Origin of the sequence: Streptomyces sp. DH-12 (assembly GCF_002899455.1) — a bacterium.
GTDB lineage: Bacteria > Actinomycetota > Actinomycetes > Streptomycetales > Streptomycetaceae > Streptomyces.
The window spans coordinates 3,410,345-3,426,215 of sequence record NZ_PPFB01000001.1 but is presented as its reverse complement, the minus strand read 5'-3'; the positions used below and the strand labels follow the sequence as shown (position 1 = coordinate 3,426,215).

Genomic DNA, 15,871 nt, shown 5'->3' with positions numbered 1-15,871 from the left:
CCGCCGGTCGTGCTTCACTGGACGTCGTCCCCTTACGGGATGTTTCTGACCGTACGCACGGAAGAGTGGATGAGATGCTCCGCTACACGCTGATGCGCCTCGGGATCTTCGCGGGCTGCCTCGTGGTCGTCTGGGCCCTCGTCTACTCGGGTCTCGCGCCGCGCGGTCTCGGCGACTCCAACGGTCTGTGGATCGTGCTGCTCGCGCTGCTGATCTCCGCGCCGATCAGCCTCGTCGTGCTCCGCAAGGAACGGGACCGGGCCTCGGAGCGGATCGTGCGCCGCATGCAGCGCGCCAAGGCCGACCTGGAGGCCAACCGCTCCCAGGAGGACGCGGCCGACGACACGGCCCGCGCCCAGGGCCAGGCCCCGGGCCAGGCGCAGACCTCGTGACGCCGTGACGCCGTAACGTCCCTCACACCCGCGCACCGCACGCCGGCGCCCCGGACTCCCTCTCGCCAGGGACACCGGGGCGCTTTGCGTTCTATGCGTGTGTTCGCCGTCACGCCTTTCAAAGAAAGACTTTGAGGTTCCCAAAGTTCAGGTGTTACGGTCGTCGGGTGAAGTCAGCAGCCGTGTTCCCCACGCCCCGGAGTGTTCCGCTCGTGGCGCGCCTGCACGTGGACCTCTGCCGGGTCACCACCGCGAACTGTCAGCCCTGACGCCGCGCCACCCCCCGAGTCCCTCGTCACATCCCTCACGCGTCCCCCTCACCGGAGCATGTCCGTGTCCTCGAACACGCAGTTGAAGCGGTCCGTCCGCGTGCCCTTCTGGGCCCAGATACTCATCGGCCTCGCCCTGGGCGTCCTGCTCGGCTGGCTCGCCCGCAGCCAGGACCTGTCCTGGCTGGTCACCACCCTGGAGAAGGTCGGCGGCACCTTCATCGGCCTGCTGAAGCTGGCCGTCGCCCCGCTGGTCTTCTTCGCGATCCTCGTCTCCATCACCAACCTCAGGAAGGTCAACAACGCGGCCCGGCTGGCCTCGCGGACCCTCCTGTGGTTCATGGTCACCTCGCTGATCGCGGTGGCGATCGGTCTGGTCATCGGCCTGGTCACCGACCCCGGCGCGGGCACCGGCCTCACCCCGGCCGACGGCGGGACCCCGGAGAAGACCGGCTCCTGGATCGACTTCCTCACCGGCATCGTGCCGACCGACGTGATCACGCCGTTCACCGAGCTGAACGTGCTGCAGATCGTCTTCATGGCCGTCGTGGCCGGCATCGCCGCCCTGCAGCTCGGTGAGAAGGCCCAGCCGATCCTCACCCTCAGCGAGTCCGTCCTGGAGCTGCTGCAGAAGGCGCTGTGGTGGGTCATCCGCCTGGCCCCGATCGGCACCGTCGGCCTCATCGGCAACGCCATCGCCACCTACGGCTGGAACCTGATCGGCCAGTACGCCACCTTCACCGCCGACATCTACGTCGGCTGCCTCATCGTCCTCTTCGGCGTCTACCCGGCGCTGCTGGCGACGGTCGCCAAGGTCAACCCGGTGCAGTTCTTCAAGGGCGCCTGGCCCGCGATCCAGCTGGCCTTCGTCTCCCGCTCCTCCGTCGGCACCATGCCGCTCACCCAGAAGGTCACCGAGCGCCTGGGCGTGCCCAAGGAGTACGCGAGCTTCGCCGTGCCGTTCGGCGCGACCACGAAGATGGACGGCTGCGCCGCGATCTACCCGGCCATCGCCGCGATCTTCGTCGCGCAGATCTTCGACGTCCCGCTCGGCGTCGGCGACTACCTGCTGATCGCGTTCGTCTCGGTGGTGGGCTCCGCCGCCACGGCCGGTCTCACCGGCGCGACGGTCATGCTGACCCTCACCCTGTCCACCCTCGGCCTGCCGATGGAGGGCGTGGGCCTGCTGCTCGCCATCGACCCGATCCTGGACATGATCCGCACGGCGACGAACGTCGCGGGACAGGCCCTCGTCCCGGTCGTCGTCTCCGCCCGTGAGGGCCTGCTCGACCGTCAGGCGTACGACTCCGTGCACGCCTCCCCGGTCGACGAGGCCCCCGAGGCGGAGGACCGCCGTCCGGTCACCGCGGCGGCCTGACGCCTTCGCGACCGCGCCGAGGGGCGCATCCCGGCAACGAGACACGGGTGACCGTTGCTGGGGTGCGCCCCTTCCGCGTGTCCGCCTTCGTGGTGTGTGATCACCGGACCACACGATTCCCCGCGGTCCAGCGCGGGGACGGCACCACAGGCGAAGGGGGACCCCGTGGCGCGTACGCGGGCGCAGAGCCTACGCAACGTCGCACAGTCGGTCATCGGCGGCGCGGATCCGCGCGCCGCGGCCCGTGAGGAACTGCACCGCCGCACCGGAGGCGGCGGTACGCCGCCGTCGGCCGGCACGCGCGGGGCCACGGGCGAGGACGAGCGGTTCGAGACGGGCGAGGGCATGGACCCGGCCGACTTCCCGGCCGCCCGGGAGCAGGACGGCAGCTCCGTCGACACCGTGATGCGGCAGAAGACCGTGGCGCTGGACGAGGCCGGCGAGGCGCTGAGCCGCAGCGAGCAGCTGCGGGAGGACGGCGAGGCGGTGCACGCCATCTACCCGATGGTGATGCCCAAGGGCCGTTCCCTGCTGTCCATGCTGCCGGTCCTGTCGCTGCTGGTGATCGGGCTGATCGGCACGGCGGTCGTGTCCGCGGCCGGCGGCTGGAGCGCGACCCAGCCGCTGTTCGGGCTGCACTACTGGGTGATCGCGGTGGCCGCCGTCGCGTTCGTGTGGTGGCGGCAGGGTCTGGTCATGGTGCCGGACGGGTGCCAGGCGATGATCACCCGCTTCGGCAAGCTGGAGAAGGTCGTCGGGCCGGGCCGGGTCACTCTGATCAGTCCGTGGAAGCGGGTGTCGTACATCGTCAACACCACCCGCGAGTACCCGTTCAACGCGCCGGTGCGGGAGGCCCCCACCAAGGGCGGTGTGAAGGCGTCCATCGACCTGTTCATCCAGTTCCGGATCAGCGACCCGGTGGAGTTCGTCTACACGCTCGGCGCGGTGCGCGGCTTCGAGGAGAAGCTGGGCAACGCGGTCAGCGAGACCATCCGCAGCCTGATCTACGAGCAGGAGGCGGCCGGCATCTACGACATGGTCGGCGAGGACAGCGGGCGGCTGCTGGAGCAGCTCAACCAGCAGTTCCGCCCGGCCGTGGAGCTGACCAACGCCAACATCACCCACGCCGAGCCCGCGGACCGCCGCTACCGGATGGACCTGGCCGCGCCCGAGATGGTGCGCATGGCCAAGGAGGCGTACACGCACGAGTACGCGCTGCAGTTGCGCAAGGAGCAGGACGAGGGCGACCTGAACCGCGAGCTCGCCTCCAGCCAGGAGACGCTGTCCGCGATCCAGGCCGACATCGCCCAGTACCAGGCGCAGATGGACACCGCCGTGGAGCGCGAGACCAACCGCGCCGAGGCCCTCGCCCGCCAGCGCTACGTGCAGGCCGAGTCGGAGGCCAAGGCCAACGCGGCGTTGCTGGAGGCGCAGGCCCTCGACATCCGCGCGGTGACCGCCGCGCAGGCCCCGGAGATCCTGGAGTACCGCTACCGGCAGCAGGTGCTCGACACTCTGGAGCAGGTCGCCGACCATCTGCCCCGGCTGGTGCGCATCGGCGGCGGCGACGGCGACGGGGCCGCCGGGATCGACTTCCTGGAGCTGGCGCGCGAGCTGGTCGGCGAGCGCGGCGCGGAGCTGTTCGGCGACGCGGAGATGGCCGCCGTGCGGGAGCGGCTGGCGGAGGTGTCCGAGCGGATCGCCTCCCGTGAGGAGGAGATCGCCGCGCTGCTGGAGGCCGAGCGGCCGACCGTCGTGCCGCAGATGCCCGACGAGCCCGCCGAGGGCGTCACGAACGATGCGCCCGAGGGCGCCGCAGCAGGCGACGAGTCCGGGTCCGCCGAGGAGGTCCAGCCGTGAGTTCCGTCCGCAGTCACCGTCGTTCGGTCATCTCCGAGGCCGTCGCGCCCTGGGGCGACATCGCCCGCCTGCTGCGCGGCGGCGAGGCCGGCACCCTGCTGCCGGTCATCATCCCCAGGCACCGCCGCCGCCTGTGGTGGATGCTGCCGTTCTGGGCCGGCGGCTACGCCCTGCTGACGGGTGTGATGCTGACGCTGCGGGAGTCCGGCTCCGACGGGCTCGGCGGCATGGCCGCCGGCGCGCTGGCCACCTTCTCCTACGTCGTCGGCGTGCTGCTGCCGGCGATCGGCGGCCTGTGGTGGTGGCGCTCCTCGATCGTCGAGATCGAGCAGGGCACCCACGGGGTGCTCACCCGGTACGGGGCCGTCGTGCGCACCCTGGACGCGGGCCGGCACTACCTGTGGCACCCCTGGTCACGGGTCGACTTCGTCGTCGACACGGCCACCGAGATCCCGTACTCGGCGCCCGTCATGGCCTGCCCCACGCAGGAGAACGTGCCGCTGCGCTCGATCGAGTTCTTCCTGAAGTTCCGCATCACCGACGCGGTGCTGTTCGTCCGCACCATCGGCGCGGGCAACTTCGACCTGGTGCTGTCCAGCGCCGTGCAGGACGCGATCCGGCAGCGGGCCCGCAGGGTGCGCACCGAGCGCGCCTACGACCTGCGCGGCTCGGACGTCGCCGACATGCAGGACCTGCTCAACCGTCAGCTGGACCGCTACGGCGTGCGGATCACCGGCTGCAACATCCCCGACGTGCAGCTGCCGGCGCAGTACCAGCAGCACCTGGCCACCCGTGAGCAGGTCGCCAAGGAGCGGACCGCCTACGAGCAGGAGTGGGGCCTGATCCGCAAGCGCCGCATCGACAGCCTGGGCATGGACATCGAGCGGGCCAAGAAGATCCGTGACGCCCGGATCGTCGAGGTGCGGGCGGCGCTGAACCGGGCCCGCGAGGAGGTCGCCCAGCTGCTGGAGCGGCAGGAGACCGAGGCCCAGCGGGTGCGCTTCGAGATCGAGACGCGCGGCCGCAGCGGTCTCATCGCCGCCGAGAACGAGGCCCGCGCCCAGCAGGCGCTCGCCCAGGCGTACCGGGACAACCGCGCGGTGCTCCAGTACGAGCTGGCCCGCAGGCGGCTGGAGGTGGGCTCCCGGCTGGCCGGGAAGGCGCCGCGTCCGGTGGTGGTGCGCACCGACGGCGGCACCGACACCTCGGCGCTGTCGACGCTGTTCACCGCGCAGCTGCTGCCCCGGCTCACCTCGGGCGACCGGGCGCCGGCCGGCGGTCCGGTCCGGCAGGCCGAGGACGGCGGCCACGACCCGCGGTAGCGGCGGACCGTACGCTGTGTCCCATGGGTGCCGTGAAGACGAAGCGGATGCCGCGTGCGGTCCGTGAACAGCAGATGCTGGACGCAGCCGTACGCACCTTCGGACACCGGGGGTACATGGCCGCGTCGATGGACGAGATCGCCGAACTGGCGGGCGTGTCCAAGCCGTTGGTGTACCTGTACCTCAACTCCAAGGAGGACCTGTTCACCGCGTGCATCCGGCGGGAGGCCAGGGCGCTCACCGAGGCGGTGCGCGCGGGGGCCCGGCCCGAGCTGCCGGCGGACCGGCAGCTCTGGTCGGGCCTGACCGCGTTCTTCACGCACACCGCCCGGCACCCCGACGGCTGGGCGGTGCTGCACCTCCAGGCGCGCACCCACGGTGAGGTGTTCGCCGCCGAGGTGGCCGAGATGCGCGCGGAGATCGTCGCGTTCGTGACGCAGCTCATCCTGGCCGCCGCGCGGGAGGCCCACCGGGACCCCGACCCGCGGGAGGCGGAGATCTCCGGGCTGGCGGAGGCGCTGGTCGGGGCCGCCGAGTCGCTCGCCGACTGGGCCAACGCCACCCCCGGCGTCACCGCCCGGCAGGCGGCCACGACGCTGATGAACTTCGCGTGGGCCGGGCTGGGCGACCTGATGGCCGGACGCCACTGGACGCCACCCGATGACGACACCGGGGACGGGGACGCTCCGGAGGCCCGGAGTGCGGTCGCCCCGCCGGTGAGGTGAGTGGCCGTCCTTCCCCCGCGCAGGATGACGCGGCCGGCGTCAGCGCGGGCGGACCCGACCGGCGAGGCGGATCCGTCCGCGGCCCCCGCGCAAGGGGCCGCGGACGGCGTCAGAGCGGGCGTACCTCACCGGTGAGGTGAACCCTGCCGCGGCCCCCGCGCAGGGCGAACCGCCCGCCGTGCGCCGCGTACGTCACCGTGCCGGGCAGCAGCACCGGCGCCCGGAAGCCGGCCCGTACCTCGGCCGCGTCCGGGGTGCCGTGGGCGGCGAGGCAGCGGGCGACGGTCCACATGCCGTGCGCGATGGCGCGGGGGAAGCCGAAGAGGCGTGCGGTGAGCGGATGCAGGTGGATCGGGTTGCGGTCGCCGGACGCGGCGCCGTAGCGGCGGCCCAGGTCGCCGGGGAGCCGCCACTCCTCGACGGCGGGCAGCTCGGGCTCCTCCGTCCGCGCCGGCTCCTCCGGGGGCGCGGCGGCGGTGCGGTGCCGGGCGAGGTAGGTGCTGCGCGACTCCCACACGAGGCCGCCGTCGGCGCGCAGTTCCGTGACCACGGCGGCCTCGGTGCCGCGCCGGTGCGGGGCCAGCCCGTCGACGTGCACGGTGAGGTCGTAGCAGGCGGTGGACGGGGTCGCGCGGTGCCGGGTGATGCCGATCGACGTGTGCACGAGGCCGAGCAGCGGGAGGGGGAAGTCCCGCGCGCTCATCAGCCGCATCGCCAGCGGGAAGCCCAGCACGTGGGGATACGTCACCGGCAGGGTGTCCGCGGTGGCCGGGAAGCCGCACACCCGCGCGTACGCGGCGAGCCTGGCGGGGTCGGGGCGCAGGCCCGGAAGGACCAGCCGGGTGCGGGGGTGCGCGGCGGCGGGGTCCGGGCGCCGGAAGGGCGACAGGACCGCGCCGCGGGCGAGCAGCGGGGGGAGGGACGGGGTGCGGGAGAGCACGGCCTCGGCCTGCTCCGGCGGGGTCGCTGTCACGGCGGTCACGCCCCCAGCAGGCTCTGGCCGCAGACGCGCACGACCTGGCCGTTGACCGCGCCCGAGCCGGGGTGGGCGAACCAGGCGGTGGTCTCGGCGACGTCGACGGGCAGGCCGCCCTGGGCGAGGGAGTTCATCCGGCGTCCGGCCTCCCGGATGAAGAGGGGGACGGCGGCCGTCATCTTCGTCTCGATGAAGCCGGGCGCGACCGCGTTCACCGTCACCCCGTGCTCGGCGAGCGCCCGGGGCGCCAGGGCGCGGACGAAGCCGGTGACGCCCGCCTTGCTCGCGCCGTAGTTGGTCTGGCCGGCGTTCCCGGCGATGCCCGCGATGGAGGCGGTGGCGACGATCCGGCCGTCGCGGCGCAGCGCCCCGGCCCCCAGCAGCGCGTCGGTGGTGCGCAGCACGCTCGCCAGGTTCACCTCCAGCACGGAACTCCAGCGGTCCTTCGGCATGTTGACCAGGCGGCGGTCGCGGGTGACGCCCGCGTTGTGGACGAGCACGTCCAGCCCGCCGGGGAGCGCCCCGGCGATGCGGGCGCCCGCGTCGGCGGCGGTCATGTCGAGCAGCAGCACGCTGCCGCCGATGCGTTCGGCGACCCGGCGGGCGTCCTGCTCGGCCTGCGGGACGTCGAGGACGACCACCTCGGCGCCGTCCCGGGCCAGGGTCCCGGCGACGGCCTCGCCGATGCCCCGCGCGGCGCCGGTGACCAGGGCGGTGCGGCCGGCCAGGGGGCGGTCGGCGTCCTCGGGGGCGGGGCTCTCCCGGTCGCCGACGGCGATGACCTGGCCGCTGACGTAGGCGGACTTGGGGGAGAGCAGGAAGCGCAGGGTGGACTCGGCGGCGTGGGCGTCGGTGAGGCGGACGAGGTTGACGGTCCTGCCGCCGCCGATCTCTTTGCCGAGGGAGCGGGTGAACCCCTCCAGCGCCTGCTGGGCGGCGGCCTGGTGGTGGTCGGCGGCGTCGAGGGGGGCACCGAGCACGACGATCCGGCCGCTCTCGGCGACGGACCGGACGACGGGGTGCAGGGCGGCGTGCACCCCGTCGAGGTCCTCGACGGTGCGTACCCCGGTGGCGTCCAGGACGACCGCGGCGGGCCGGCCGGCGTCGTCCGGGCCGGGTCCGGTGCGGGCGAGGACGGGGGCGAGGTCGAGGCGGGAGGCGCCCGCGGTGAGGTGGAGCAGCCCGCCGTCCAGTGCCGGGCGCTCCGGTGACCAGCGGCGCAGCGGGGCGGGCCGGGGCAGCCCCAGGCGGCGCGTGAGGAAGCGGCCCGGCGCGGTGCCGGTGAAGCTCAGGTAGCGGTCGGCCATCGGGGACTCCCAGGTGTGCGGACGAGGGGCTCACTCGGTGCTTACTCTGGAGTAAGGTTACTGGAGGTAAGCCTATGTCACGGTGGAGGAGCAGGTCGAGATGAGCACCTTGAAACCGGCAGCGGCCCGGCGTGTCGCGGTCATCGGCGGCAGCCGCGTCCCGTTCGCCCGCTCCGACGGGCCCTACGCCACCGCCTCCAACCAGGAGATGCTCACCGCCGCCCTGGACGGCCTCGTCGAGCGGTACGGGCTCGAAGATCCGGGCGCGGTGGGCGAGTTCGTCGCCGGCGCGGTCCTCAAGCACAGCCGCGACTTCAACCTCGCCCGCGAGACCGTCCTCGGCTCCCGCCTCGACCCCCGCACCCCCGCCTACGACATCCAGCAGGCCTGCGGCACCGGACTCCAGGCGGTCGTCGCCGCCGCCAACAAGATCGCCCTCGGCCAGACCGAGGCCGCGGTCGCCGGCGGTTCCGACACCGCGAGCGACGCGCCCCTCGGCGTCAACGACGCCCTGCGCAAGGTGCTGTTGGAGGCGCGCCGCGCGACGTCGCTCGGCGCCCGCCTCAAGGCGCTCGCCAAGGTGCGCCCCGGCCACCTCGTCCCCGACATCCCGCGCAACGCCGAACCGCGCACCGGGCTGTCCATGGGCGAGCACGCGGCTGTCACCGCCCGCGCCTGGGGCATCACCCGCGAGGCCCAGGACGAACTGGCCGCGACCAGCCACCAGCGGCTCGCCGCCGCGTACGAACGCGGCTTCTTCCAGGACCTGGTGGTGCCCTTCCGCGGCCTGGCCCGCGACCAGAACCTGCGCCCCGGCTCCACGGTGGAGAAACTCGCCACGCTCAAGCCGGTGTTCGGCCTGGACGGGCCCGAACCCACCATGACGGCGGGCAACTCGACCCCGCTCACCGACGGCGCCGCCGTCGTCCTGCTGGCGAGCGAGGAGTGGGCCGAGGAGCGCGGTCTGGAGCCGCTGGCCCACCTCACCGCGTACGAGACCGCCGCCGTCGACTTCGTGCACGGCGACGTCGCCGACGGCGAGGACGGCCTGCTGATGGCGCCCGCCCATGCCGTCCCGCGCATGCTGGAGCGGGCCGGGCTGGACCTCGGGGACTTCGACCTGATCGAGGTGCACGAGGCGTTCGCCTCCCAGGTGCTGGCCACCCTGGCCGCCTGGGAGAAGCGCGGCCTGCCGCCCGTCGACCGGTCCCGGCTGAACGTGGCCGGTTCCTCGCTCGCCACCGGCCACCCCTTCGCCGCCACCGGCGCCCGCATCGTGGCCACCCTCGCCAAGCTCCTCGCCGAGCGGGACGCCCCCGGCCGCGGGCTGATCTCGATCTGCGCGGCCGGCGGGCAGGGTGTCACGGCCGTCCTGGAACGGCCCTGAGCGGGGGCGTCCCGGCCCCGGACGGGGGCGTACCCGGGTGACCCTCGCGTAACCGCCGACACTGCACACGCTCGGTCCCGGTCCACCCCCGAACCGGCACGAACCCCTCACGCCGGAGCCGTACGATCCCCGCACCGGCCGGCGGCGTCCCGAGCCGCGGACGCCGCCGGTGAGCGCCCCGGCGTGCGCGGCACGTACGCCGGAGCCCCCGCAGTTCGCCTGCACGCCCCAGGAGCCGCCCGTGTCCTCCCCGCACCACGCCACCGCTCTCGACGCCGACGTCCACGGGGCGCCCGTCCTCGTCCCGCCGGCCATCCGCCAGCTGGACGGGATCGTCCGGGAGGCCTCCGTGCCGCCGTTCGCGCGGCCGGTGCGGCACGGCTCCCTCGCCGACCTGCCGTTCGAGAACGCGAGCACCGCGCCCGGGGACGTCGTGCTCAGCCGGAAGACCGCGGACGGCTCCTGGCACGACGTCACGGCGGAACGGTTCGCCGCCGAGGTCCTCGCCGCCGCCAAGGGACTCGTCACCGAAGGGCTGGCGCCCGGCGACCGGATCGCCGTCATGGCCCGCACGGTCTACGAGTGGACCCTCCTCGACTTCGCCGCCTGGGCCGCCGGCCTGGTCACCGTCCCCGTCTACCCCACCTCGTCCGCCTACCAGACGCGCTGGATCCTCCAGGACTCCGGCGCCGTCGCCGTGATCACCGAGACCGCCGCCCAGGCCGCCGCCCTCGGCCCGGAACTGCCGCACCTGCCCGACCTGCGGCACGTGTGGGTCATGGAGAAGGGCCACGTCGACGCCCTCGCGGACGCCGGAGCCCGCATACCCGACCACGAGATCGAGGTGCGCCGGGGCATGCTCGGCCCCGACACCCTCGCCACCCTCGTCCACACCTCCGGCACCACCGGCCGCCCCAAGGGCTGCGCCCTCACCCACGGCAACTTCCTCGCCGAGGTGGACAACGCCGTCGAGCTGCTCTACCCCGTCTTCCGGGACCGCACGGACGACGAGGCGTCCGTCCTGCTCTTCCTCCCCCTGTCCCACGTCTTCGGCCGCATGGTCGCCGTGGCCTGCGTGCGCGCCCGGGTGCGGCTCGGGCACGCGCCCAGCCTGGCCGCCGAGGACCTGCTGCCGGACCTGGCGAGCTTCCGCCCCACCTGCCTGCTCACCATCCCGTACATGCTGGAGAAGGTCTTCAACACCGCCCGCGCCAAGGCCGAGGCGGGCGGCCGGCAGTCCGCCTTCGACCGCGCGGCCACGGTGGCCCGCCGCTACGGCGAGGCCCTGGAGGCCCGGCGGACCGGCGCCGGCGACGGCCCCTCCCGCTCCCTCCGGACGGCCCGCGCCTTCTACGACCCGCTGGTCTACCGGAGGATCCGCAACGCCATGGGCGGCAGGGTCCGCTACGCCATCTGCGGCGGCTCCCCGCTGGGCCGCCGCCTGGCCGCCTTCTACGCCGGGGCCGGCATCGAGATCTTCGAGGGCTACGGCCTCACCGAGACCACCGGCGCCTCGACCGTGACGCCCCCGCTGAAGCCCCGCCTGGGCACCGTCGGCTGGCCGCTGCCCGGCACGAGGATCCGCATCGCGGCGGACGGCGAGGTCCTGGTCGCGGGCGAGCACGTGCTGCGCGGCTACTGGAGCCCGCAGGCGGGCGGGGTCGTGCCCGCCACCCGGGACGGCTGGTTCGCCACCGGCGACCTCGGCGAGCTGGACGACGAGGGCTATCTGACCATCACCGGCCGCAAGAAGGAACTGATCATCACCGCGGGCGGCAAGAGCGTCGCCCCGGCCCCGCTGGAGAACTGGCTCCGCTCCCACCCGCTGATCTCCCAGGTGATGATCCTCGGCGACCACCGCCCCTACGTGACCGCCCTGATCACCCTCGACCCCGACGGCGTCGCCCACTGGCGCCGGATGAACGGCAAGCACCCCGTCCCCGCGGAACTCCTCGTCGACGACGAGGAACTGCGGGCGGTCCTCCAGCGCGCCGTCGACGAGGCCAACAAGATGCTGTCCCGCCCGGAGTCCATCCGCCGCTTCGCCGTCCTCCCGGTCGACCTCACCGAGGAGTCCGGCCATCTGACGCCGTCGATGAAGCTGCGCCGCGAGGCGGTCCTGCGGGACTTCGCGGACGACGTGGAGGCGCTGTACGGGGGGCAGTGAACCGCTGGTGGGCAGCCGGACGTCAGGCGGGGTCCTCGCCGGGCACGCGGGCCATCAGGAAGGCCTGCGGGGTGGGCTCGCCCCGCCGGGTGTCGGCCTCCCGGACGGTGCGCTGCACCAGGGCGAACCCGGCCGCCTCCAGCAGCCCCGCGATCCGCTCCGGCCGCATCCGCCGGAAGTCGAGGGCGACCGGGTGACCCCAGGGGCGCACGTGCCGGCGCGGCTCGTCGCCCATCTGGAACGCCACCAGCAGATGGCCCCCGGGCGCCAGCACCCGGCGGAACTCGGCGTACACGGCGGGCAGGTCCTCCGGCGGCGTGTGGATGGTGGAGTACCAGGACACGAGCCCGGCGAGGGAGCCGTCGGGGTGGTCCAGGGCGAGCATCGAGCCCTGCGCGAAGCGCAGTCCGGGGTTCTCCCGGCGGGCGATGGCCAGCATCGACTCCGACAGGTCGACGCCGTGGACGTCCAGGCCGAGCGAGGCGAGGAACCCGGTCACCCGGCCCGGGCCGCAGCCCACGTCGGCCACCGGCGCGCCCCCGCCGACCAGTTCGGCGAAACCGGTCAGCACGGCCCGGTCCAGCGGCGCGGCGGCGGGATGGTCCCGGAACGCCTCGGCGTAGTCCTCGGCGATCGCGTCGTAGAAGGCGCGGGTGGCGCGGACGTGCTCCGGCTGCTCGGCGTGCGCGGGTCGGCTCGTGGTCATGGGCGGGACGCTACCGGGGGCCACTGACAACCCGTCGGGTGCCGCGTCCCCTACGCCACCCCGGCGGCCCGCAGCGCCGCCGTCGCCGCCGCGGCGCCCAGCACCACCACGGCGAACGGCGCCCGGCGCCACGCCAGCACCCCGCCCACGGCCACCCCGGCCGGGCGCGCCCACCCGGCGAACTCCCCGCCCTCGCTCAGCGCCCCCGTCGCCAGCAGCGCCACCAGCAGCACCACCGCCCCGGCCGACAGCAGCACGCGCACCCGGTCCGGCAGCTCCACCCGCCCGTGCAGCACGGGCCCCACCAGCCGGAAGGCGTACGTCCCCACCGCCAGCACGAGCACCATCACGGCTGTCCCGCTCACGTCCGCCGCCCCTTCCGCCCGTGCCCGTGCAGCAGCAGTCCCGCCGACGCCGCGAGCACGGGCACGCCCGCCGGCACGGCCGGGGTGAGCGCCAGGGCGAGCACGGCGCCGGCGAGGGCGGCCCGGCGGACGCCGGCGTCCTCACGCAGGGTGGGCAGGACCAGGGCGACCAGAGCGGCGGGGAAGGCCGCGTCCAGGCCGTAACGGGCGGTGTCGCCCAGCGCGCCGCCGGCCAGGGCGCCCGCGGCCACGCAGGCGTTCCACACGGCGAACAGTCCGACGCCCGAGACCCAGAAGGCGGCCCGGCGGCGGGCCGGATCCCGCTGGGCGAGGGTGAAGGCCACGGTCTCGTCGGTCACCAGGTGCGCCCCGACCAGGCGGGCGAGCCGGGTCCGCCCGATGTGCTCGGCGACCGCCAGGCTGAACGCGGCCGTGCGGGTGTTGAGCAGCAGCCCCGTGACCGCCGCCGCGACCGGACCGCCGCCCGCGAGCAGCACACCCACCGCGCTGAACTGGGCGGAGCCCGCGTACACCACCAGGGACATCACCACCGGCACCCACACGGGCAGCCCTCCGGCGACCGCGATCGCCCCGAACGACACGCCGACGACGCCTCCGGCGAGACACACCAGGGACACGTCCCTGAGCAGCCCGGCGTCGACGGCCGACGGGCCGGGACCGGACGAGGGTGTTCGCTCTATCGAACGCATGTTTTCTACAATGGACAGACGCCCCCGCGTTCGTCAAGCCGAACAAAGAGTCTTCTGGAGCGAACGACATGACCGACGGCACGCCGTCCCGCCTGCCCCTCGACTGGATCGCCGCAGCCCTGCGCCGCGAACGCACCCGCGCCGGCCTCTCCCTCTCCGAGCTGGCCAAACGTGCCGGGATCGCCAAGTCCACGCTGTCCCAGCTGGAGTCGGCCGCCGGCAATCCGAGCATGGAGACGCTGTGGGCGCTGGCGGTCGCGCTGGGCGTGCCGTTCAGCGCGCTGGTGGAGCCCCCGGCGCCCGCCGTGCAGGTGATCAGGGCGGGAGAGGGGCCGACCGTGCGCTCGGACCGGTCCAGCTATGTCGCCACCCTGTTGTCGGCGAGTCCTCCCGGCGCGCGGCGCGACCTCTACGCGGTGGATCTGGAGCCGGGGACGGTCCGGGCCTCCGACCCGCACATTCCGGGGACGGTGGAGCACATCGTGGTGAGCGCCGGACGGGTGACGGCGGGTCCCGAGGGCGAGCAGGTGGAACTCGGCGCCGGGGACTACATGGCGTATCGCGGGGACGTGCCGCACCGCTACGAGGCGCTGGAGCCCGGCACGAAATTCTTGCTGATCATGCAGCACGTCTGAGAGGGCGTGCGGGGGCGCGCAGGGCGGCGAATTCTCCCCGCATTCGGGCAGGCCCGGGGTGATCCCGTACCGCCCCGAGGGCGCTCCCGTACGGTTCCGAGGGGGATCCCCGTACGGGTTCGGGAGCCGTTCAGTGAGAATTCACCGGGCTTTCCCCGAGCGCCGTCCCGGGGAAAAGGCAGGAGCCCCGCTCGCCTCGCGGCGTGGGGCTCCTTGTGTACTGCTAGTCGTTCCCGGATCGGAGGATCAGGGTCAGGCCGGGGTGACGTTCTCCGCCTGCGGGCCCTTCGGGCCCTGCGTGACGTCGAAGGTGACCTGCTGGTTCTCCTCGAGGGACCGGAAACCGGTCGCGTTGATCGCGGAGTAGTGGACGAAGACGTCGGGGCCGCCGCCCTCCTGGGCGATGAATCCGAAGCCCTTTTCGGCGTTGAACCACTTCACGGTTCCGGTAGCCATAAGCCCTCCTTGGGCTCAAAGGGTTGCCCTGCTCCAGAACCAGCAAGTGTGAAGACTATTCCGCACAACTGCATCCGTCTGAGAACGACGAGAGCCCGCGGTCACATGCTCCGCAGGCTCTGTACTGCAAGGGAAACCAAACTGCAACTTGCGATGAGCGTAGCACGCGGAGGCCCGAGCGCAATAGAGGCCAAGATCACTTCACCCGAATGTTTGAACGCCCCGTTCGTCACGCGCGCGCGGGGACGGACGGGGGCGACCGCCGCGCCGCCCGGCGCAAGGTCTAGCCTCACGATGTGGACAATCCTCGCACCCGGCCGCGCGTCGGCCACATCCAGTTCCTGAACTGCCTGCCCCTGTACTGGGGGCTCGCGAGAACGGGCACGCTCCTCGACCTCGAGCTGACGAAGGACACCCCGGAGAAGCTCAGCGAGCAGCTGGTGCAGGGCGACCTCGACATCGGGCCCATCACCCTGGTCGAGTACCTCAAGCACGCGGACCAGCTCGTCGCCTTCCCCGACATCGCCGTCGGCTGCGACGGCCCGGTCATGTCCTGCGTGATCGTCTCGCAGGTCCCGCTGGACCGGCTGGACGGGGCGCGGGTCGCCCTCGGGTCGACCTCCCGCACCTCCGTACGGCTCGCCCAGCTCCTCCTCGCCGAGAAGTACGGCGTGCGGCCCGACTACTACACCTGCCCGCCCGACCTGAGCCTGATGATGCAGGAGGCGGAGGCGGCCGTCCTGATCGGCGACGCGGCCCTGCGCGCCAACATGGTCGACGGCCCCCGCTACGGCCTCGAGGTGCACGACCTGGGCGCGCTGTGGAAGCAGTGGACGGGCCTGCCGTTCGTCTTCGCCGTCTGGGCGGCCCGCAAGGAGTACGCGGAGCGCGAGCCCGTCCTCACCCGCAAGGTGCACGAGGCCTTCCTCGCCTCCCGCAACCTCTCCCTGGAAGAGGTCGACAAGGTGGCCGAGCAGGCGGCCCGCTGGGAGGCCTTCGACGAGAAGACCCTGGCCCAGTACTTCACCACCCTCGACTTCCGCTTCGGCGCCCCGCAGCTGGAGGCGGTCGCCGAGTTCGCCCGCCGCGTGGGGCCGACGACGGGGTTCCCGGCGGACGTACGAGTGGAGCTGCTGCAGCCGTGACCCGCTGACGGCCGCCCCGCGCGGCCGTCAGCCGTCCGGGCGCCGCGCGGCCGGTCCGGGTCCCCCGGCCG

Annotated in this window: 16 protein-coding genes; 10 read left to right on the top strand and 6 right to left on the bottom strand. The window is 73.5% G+C overall.

The window, feature by feature from the left end; translation table 11 throughout:
- Nucleotides 1-74: 74 nt before the first annotated feature.
- From C1708_RS14165 to C1708_RS14145, 6 genes are all read left to right on the top strand, one after another.
- Nucleotides 75-392, top strand: coding sequence for a DUF4229 domain-containing protein (locus tag C1708_RS14165; RefSeq protein ID WP_106413015.1), 318 nt, complete (start codon nucleotides 75-77; stop codon nucleotides 390-392).
- A gap of 167 nt (nucleotides 393-559) precedes the next feature.
- A complete protein-coding gene (locus C1708_RS35825) occupies nucleotides 560-661 on the top strand; it encodes a putative leader peptide (protein WP_342210895.1) in 102 nt (33 codons plus the stop codon).
- A 58-nt stretch (nucleotides 662-719) separates the two neighbouring features.
- Nucleotides 720-2,039: a dicarboxylate/amino acid:cation symporter gene (locus C1708_RS14160; protein ID WP_106413014.1), complete on the top strand. Its 1,320-nt coding sequence runs from the start codon at nucleotides 720-722 to the stop codon at nucleotides 2,037-2,039.
- A gap of 165 nt (nucleotides 2,040-2,204) precedes the next feature.
- A complete protein-coding gene (locus tag C1708_RS14155; protein ID WP_106413013.1) occupies nucleotides 2,205-3,899 on the top strand; it encodes an SPFH domain-containing protein in 1,695 nt (564 codons plus the stop codon).
- On the top strand, nucleotides 3,896-5,221 hold the full coding sequence (locus C1708_RS14150) for an SPFH domain-containing protein (RefSeq protein ID WP_106413012.1): 1,326 nt from the start codon (nucleotides 3,896-3,898) through the stop codon (nucleotides 5,219-5,221). Before C1708_RS14155 ends, C1708_RS14150 begins: the two co-directional genes overlap by 4 nt.
- Before the next feature lie 23 nt (nucleotides 5,222-5,244).
- Nucleotides 5,245-5,946 (top strand): TetR/AcrR family transcriptional regulator, encoded by a 702-nt coding sequence (locus tag C1708_RS14145; RefSeq protein ID WP_106413011.1) that lies wholly within the window; start codon nucleotides 5,245-5,247, stop codon nucleotides 5,944-5,946.
- A 109-nt stretch (nucleotides 5,947-6,055) separates the two neighbouring features.
- Here C1708_RS14145 and C1708_RS14140 read toward each other — a convergent pair whose 3' ends face one another.
- Together C1708_RS14140 and C1708_RS14135 are read right to left on the bottom strand one after the other, a co-directional pair.
- Nucleotides 6,056-6,919: a MaoC family dehydratase gene (locus tag C1708_RS14140; protein ID WP_198602718.1), complete on the bottom strand. Its 864-nt coding sequence runs from the start codon at nucleotides 6,917-6,919 to the stop codon at nucleotides 6,056-6,058.
- A 5-nt stretch (nucleotides 6,920-6,924) separates the two neighbouring features.
- Nucleotides 6,925-8,229: a 3-oxoacyl-ACP reductase gene (locus tag C1708_RS14135; protein WP_106413010.1), complete on the bottom strand. Its 1,305-nt coding sequence runs from the start codon at nucleotides 8,227-8,229 to the stop codon at nucleotides 6,925-6,927.
- 100 nt (nucleotides 8,230-8,329) lie between these two features.
- Here C1708_RS14135 and C1708_RS14130 point away from each other — a divergent pair, with 100 nt between their 5' ends.
- Nucleotides 8,330-9,616, top strand: a complete 1,287-nt coding sequence (locus C1708_RS14130; RefSeq protein WP_106416297.1) for an acetyl-CoA C-acetyltransferase — start codon at nucleotides 8,330-8,332, stop codon at nucleotides 9,614-9,616.
- A 241-nt stretch (nucleotides 9,617-9,857) separates the two neighbouring features.
- Complete coding sequence (locus C1708_RS14125) at nucleotides 9,858-11,783, top strand: AMP-dependent synthetase/ligase (RefSeq protein ID WP_106413009.1); 1,926 nt, start codon at nucleotides 9,858-9,860, stop codon at nucleotides 11,781-11,783.
- 22 nt (nucleotides 11,784-11,805) lie between these two features.
- On the opposite strand, the gene C1708_RS14120 is transcribed toward C1708_RS14125, so the two are convergent.
- Genes C1708_RS14120 through C1708_RS14110 form a run of 3 tightly spaced genes read right to left on the bottom strand, consistent with a single transcriptional unit; the run spans nucleotide 11,806 to nucleotide 13,564 of the window.
- Complete coding sequence (locus tag C1708_RS14120) at nucleotides 11,806-12,489, bottom strand: class I SAM-dependent methyltransferase (protein WP_106413008.1); 684 nt, start codon at nucleotides 12,487-12,489, stop codon at nucleotides 11,806-11,808.
- Between the two features lie 50 nt (nucleotides 12,490-12,539).
- Nucleotides 12,540-12,836 carry an AzlD domain-containing protein gene (locus C1708_RS14115; protein ID WP_403548792.1) on the bottom strand — a complete coding sequence of 99 codons (297 nt, stop codon included), beginning with the start codon at nucleotides 12,834-12,836 and terminating at the stop codon, nucleotides 12,540-12,542.
- A gap of 14 nt (nucleotides 12,837-12,850) precedes the next feature.
- Entirely contained in the window at nucleotides 12,851-13,564 is a 714-nt protein-coding gene (locus tag C1708_RS14110; RefSeq protein WP_106413006.1) for an AzlC family ABC transporter permease, read from the bottom strand.
- A 68-nt stretch (nucleotides 13,565-13,632) separates the two neighbouring features.
- Between C1708_RS14110 and C1708_RS14105 the strand changes: the two genes are divergently transcribed.
- Entirely contained in the window at nucleotides 13,633-14,199 is a 567-nt protein-coding gene (locus C1708_RS14105) for a helix-turn-helix domain-containing protein (protein ID WP_106413005.1), read from the top strand.
- Nucleotides 14,200-14,451: 252 nt separating this feature from the next.
- Here C1708_RS14105 and C1708_RS14100 read toward each other — a convergent pair whose 3' ends face one another.
- Nucleotides 14,452-14,655, bottom strand: a complete 204-nt coding sequence (locus C1708_RS14100) for a cold-shock protein (RefSeq protein ID WP_006133199.1) — start codon at nucleotides 14,653-14,655, stop codon at nucleotides 14,452-14,454.
- Between the two features lie 296 nt (nucleotides 14,656-14,951).
- Between C1708_RS14100 and C1708_RS14090 the strand changes: the two genes are divergently transcribed.
- Complete coding sequence (locus tag C1708_RS14090; protein ID WP_106413003.1) at nucleotides 14,952-15,800, top strand: menaquinone biosynthetic enzyme MqnA/MqnD family protein; 849 nt, start codon at nucleotides 14,952-14,954, stop codon at nucleotides 15,798-15,800.
- Nucleotides 15,801-15,871: the final 71 nt, after the last annotated feature.

Coding starts and splice junctions, on each gene's coding strand:
- C1708_RS14165 (WP_106413015.1), top strand. CDS start 75: ATGCTCCGCTACACGCTGATGCGCCTCGGGATCTTCGCGGGCTGCCTC.
- C1708_RS14160 (WP_106413014.1), top strand. CDS start 720: ATGTCCGTGTCCTCGAACACGCAGTTGAAGCGGTCCGTCCGCGTGCCC.
- C1708_RS14145 (WP_106413011.1), top strand. CDS start 5,245: ATGGGTGCCGTGAAGACGAAGCGGATGCCGCGTGCGGTCCGTGAACAG.
- C1708_RS14135 (WP_106413010.1), bottom strand. CDS start 8,229: ATGGCCGACCGCTACCTGAGCTTCACCGGCACCGCGCCGGGCCGCTTC.
- C1708_RS14130 (WP_106416297.1), top strand. CDS start 8,330: ATGAGCACCTTGAAACCGGCAGCGGCCCGGCGTGTCGCGGTCATCGGC.
- C1708_RS14120 (WP_106413008.1), bottom strand. CDS start 12,489: ATGACCACGAGCCGACCCGCGCACGCCGAGCAGCCGGAGCACGTCCGC.
- C1708_RS14115 (WP_403548792.1), bottom strand. CDS start 12,836: ATGGTGCTCGTGCTGGCGGTGGGGACGTACGCCTTCCGGCTGGTGGGG.
- C1708_RS14110 (WP_106413006.1), bottom strand. CDS start 13,564: ATGCGTTCGATAGAGCGAACACCCTCGTCCGGTCCCGGCCCGTCGGCC.
- C1708_RS14105 (WP_106413005.1), top strand. CDS start 13,633: ATGACCGACGGCACGCCGTCCCGCCTGCCCCTCGACTGGATCGCCGCA.
- C1708_RS14100 (WP_006133199.1), bottom strand. CDS start 14,655: ATGGCTACCGGAACCGTGAAGTGGTTCAACGCCGAAAAGGGCTTCGGA.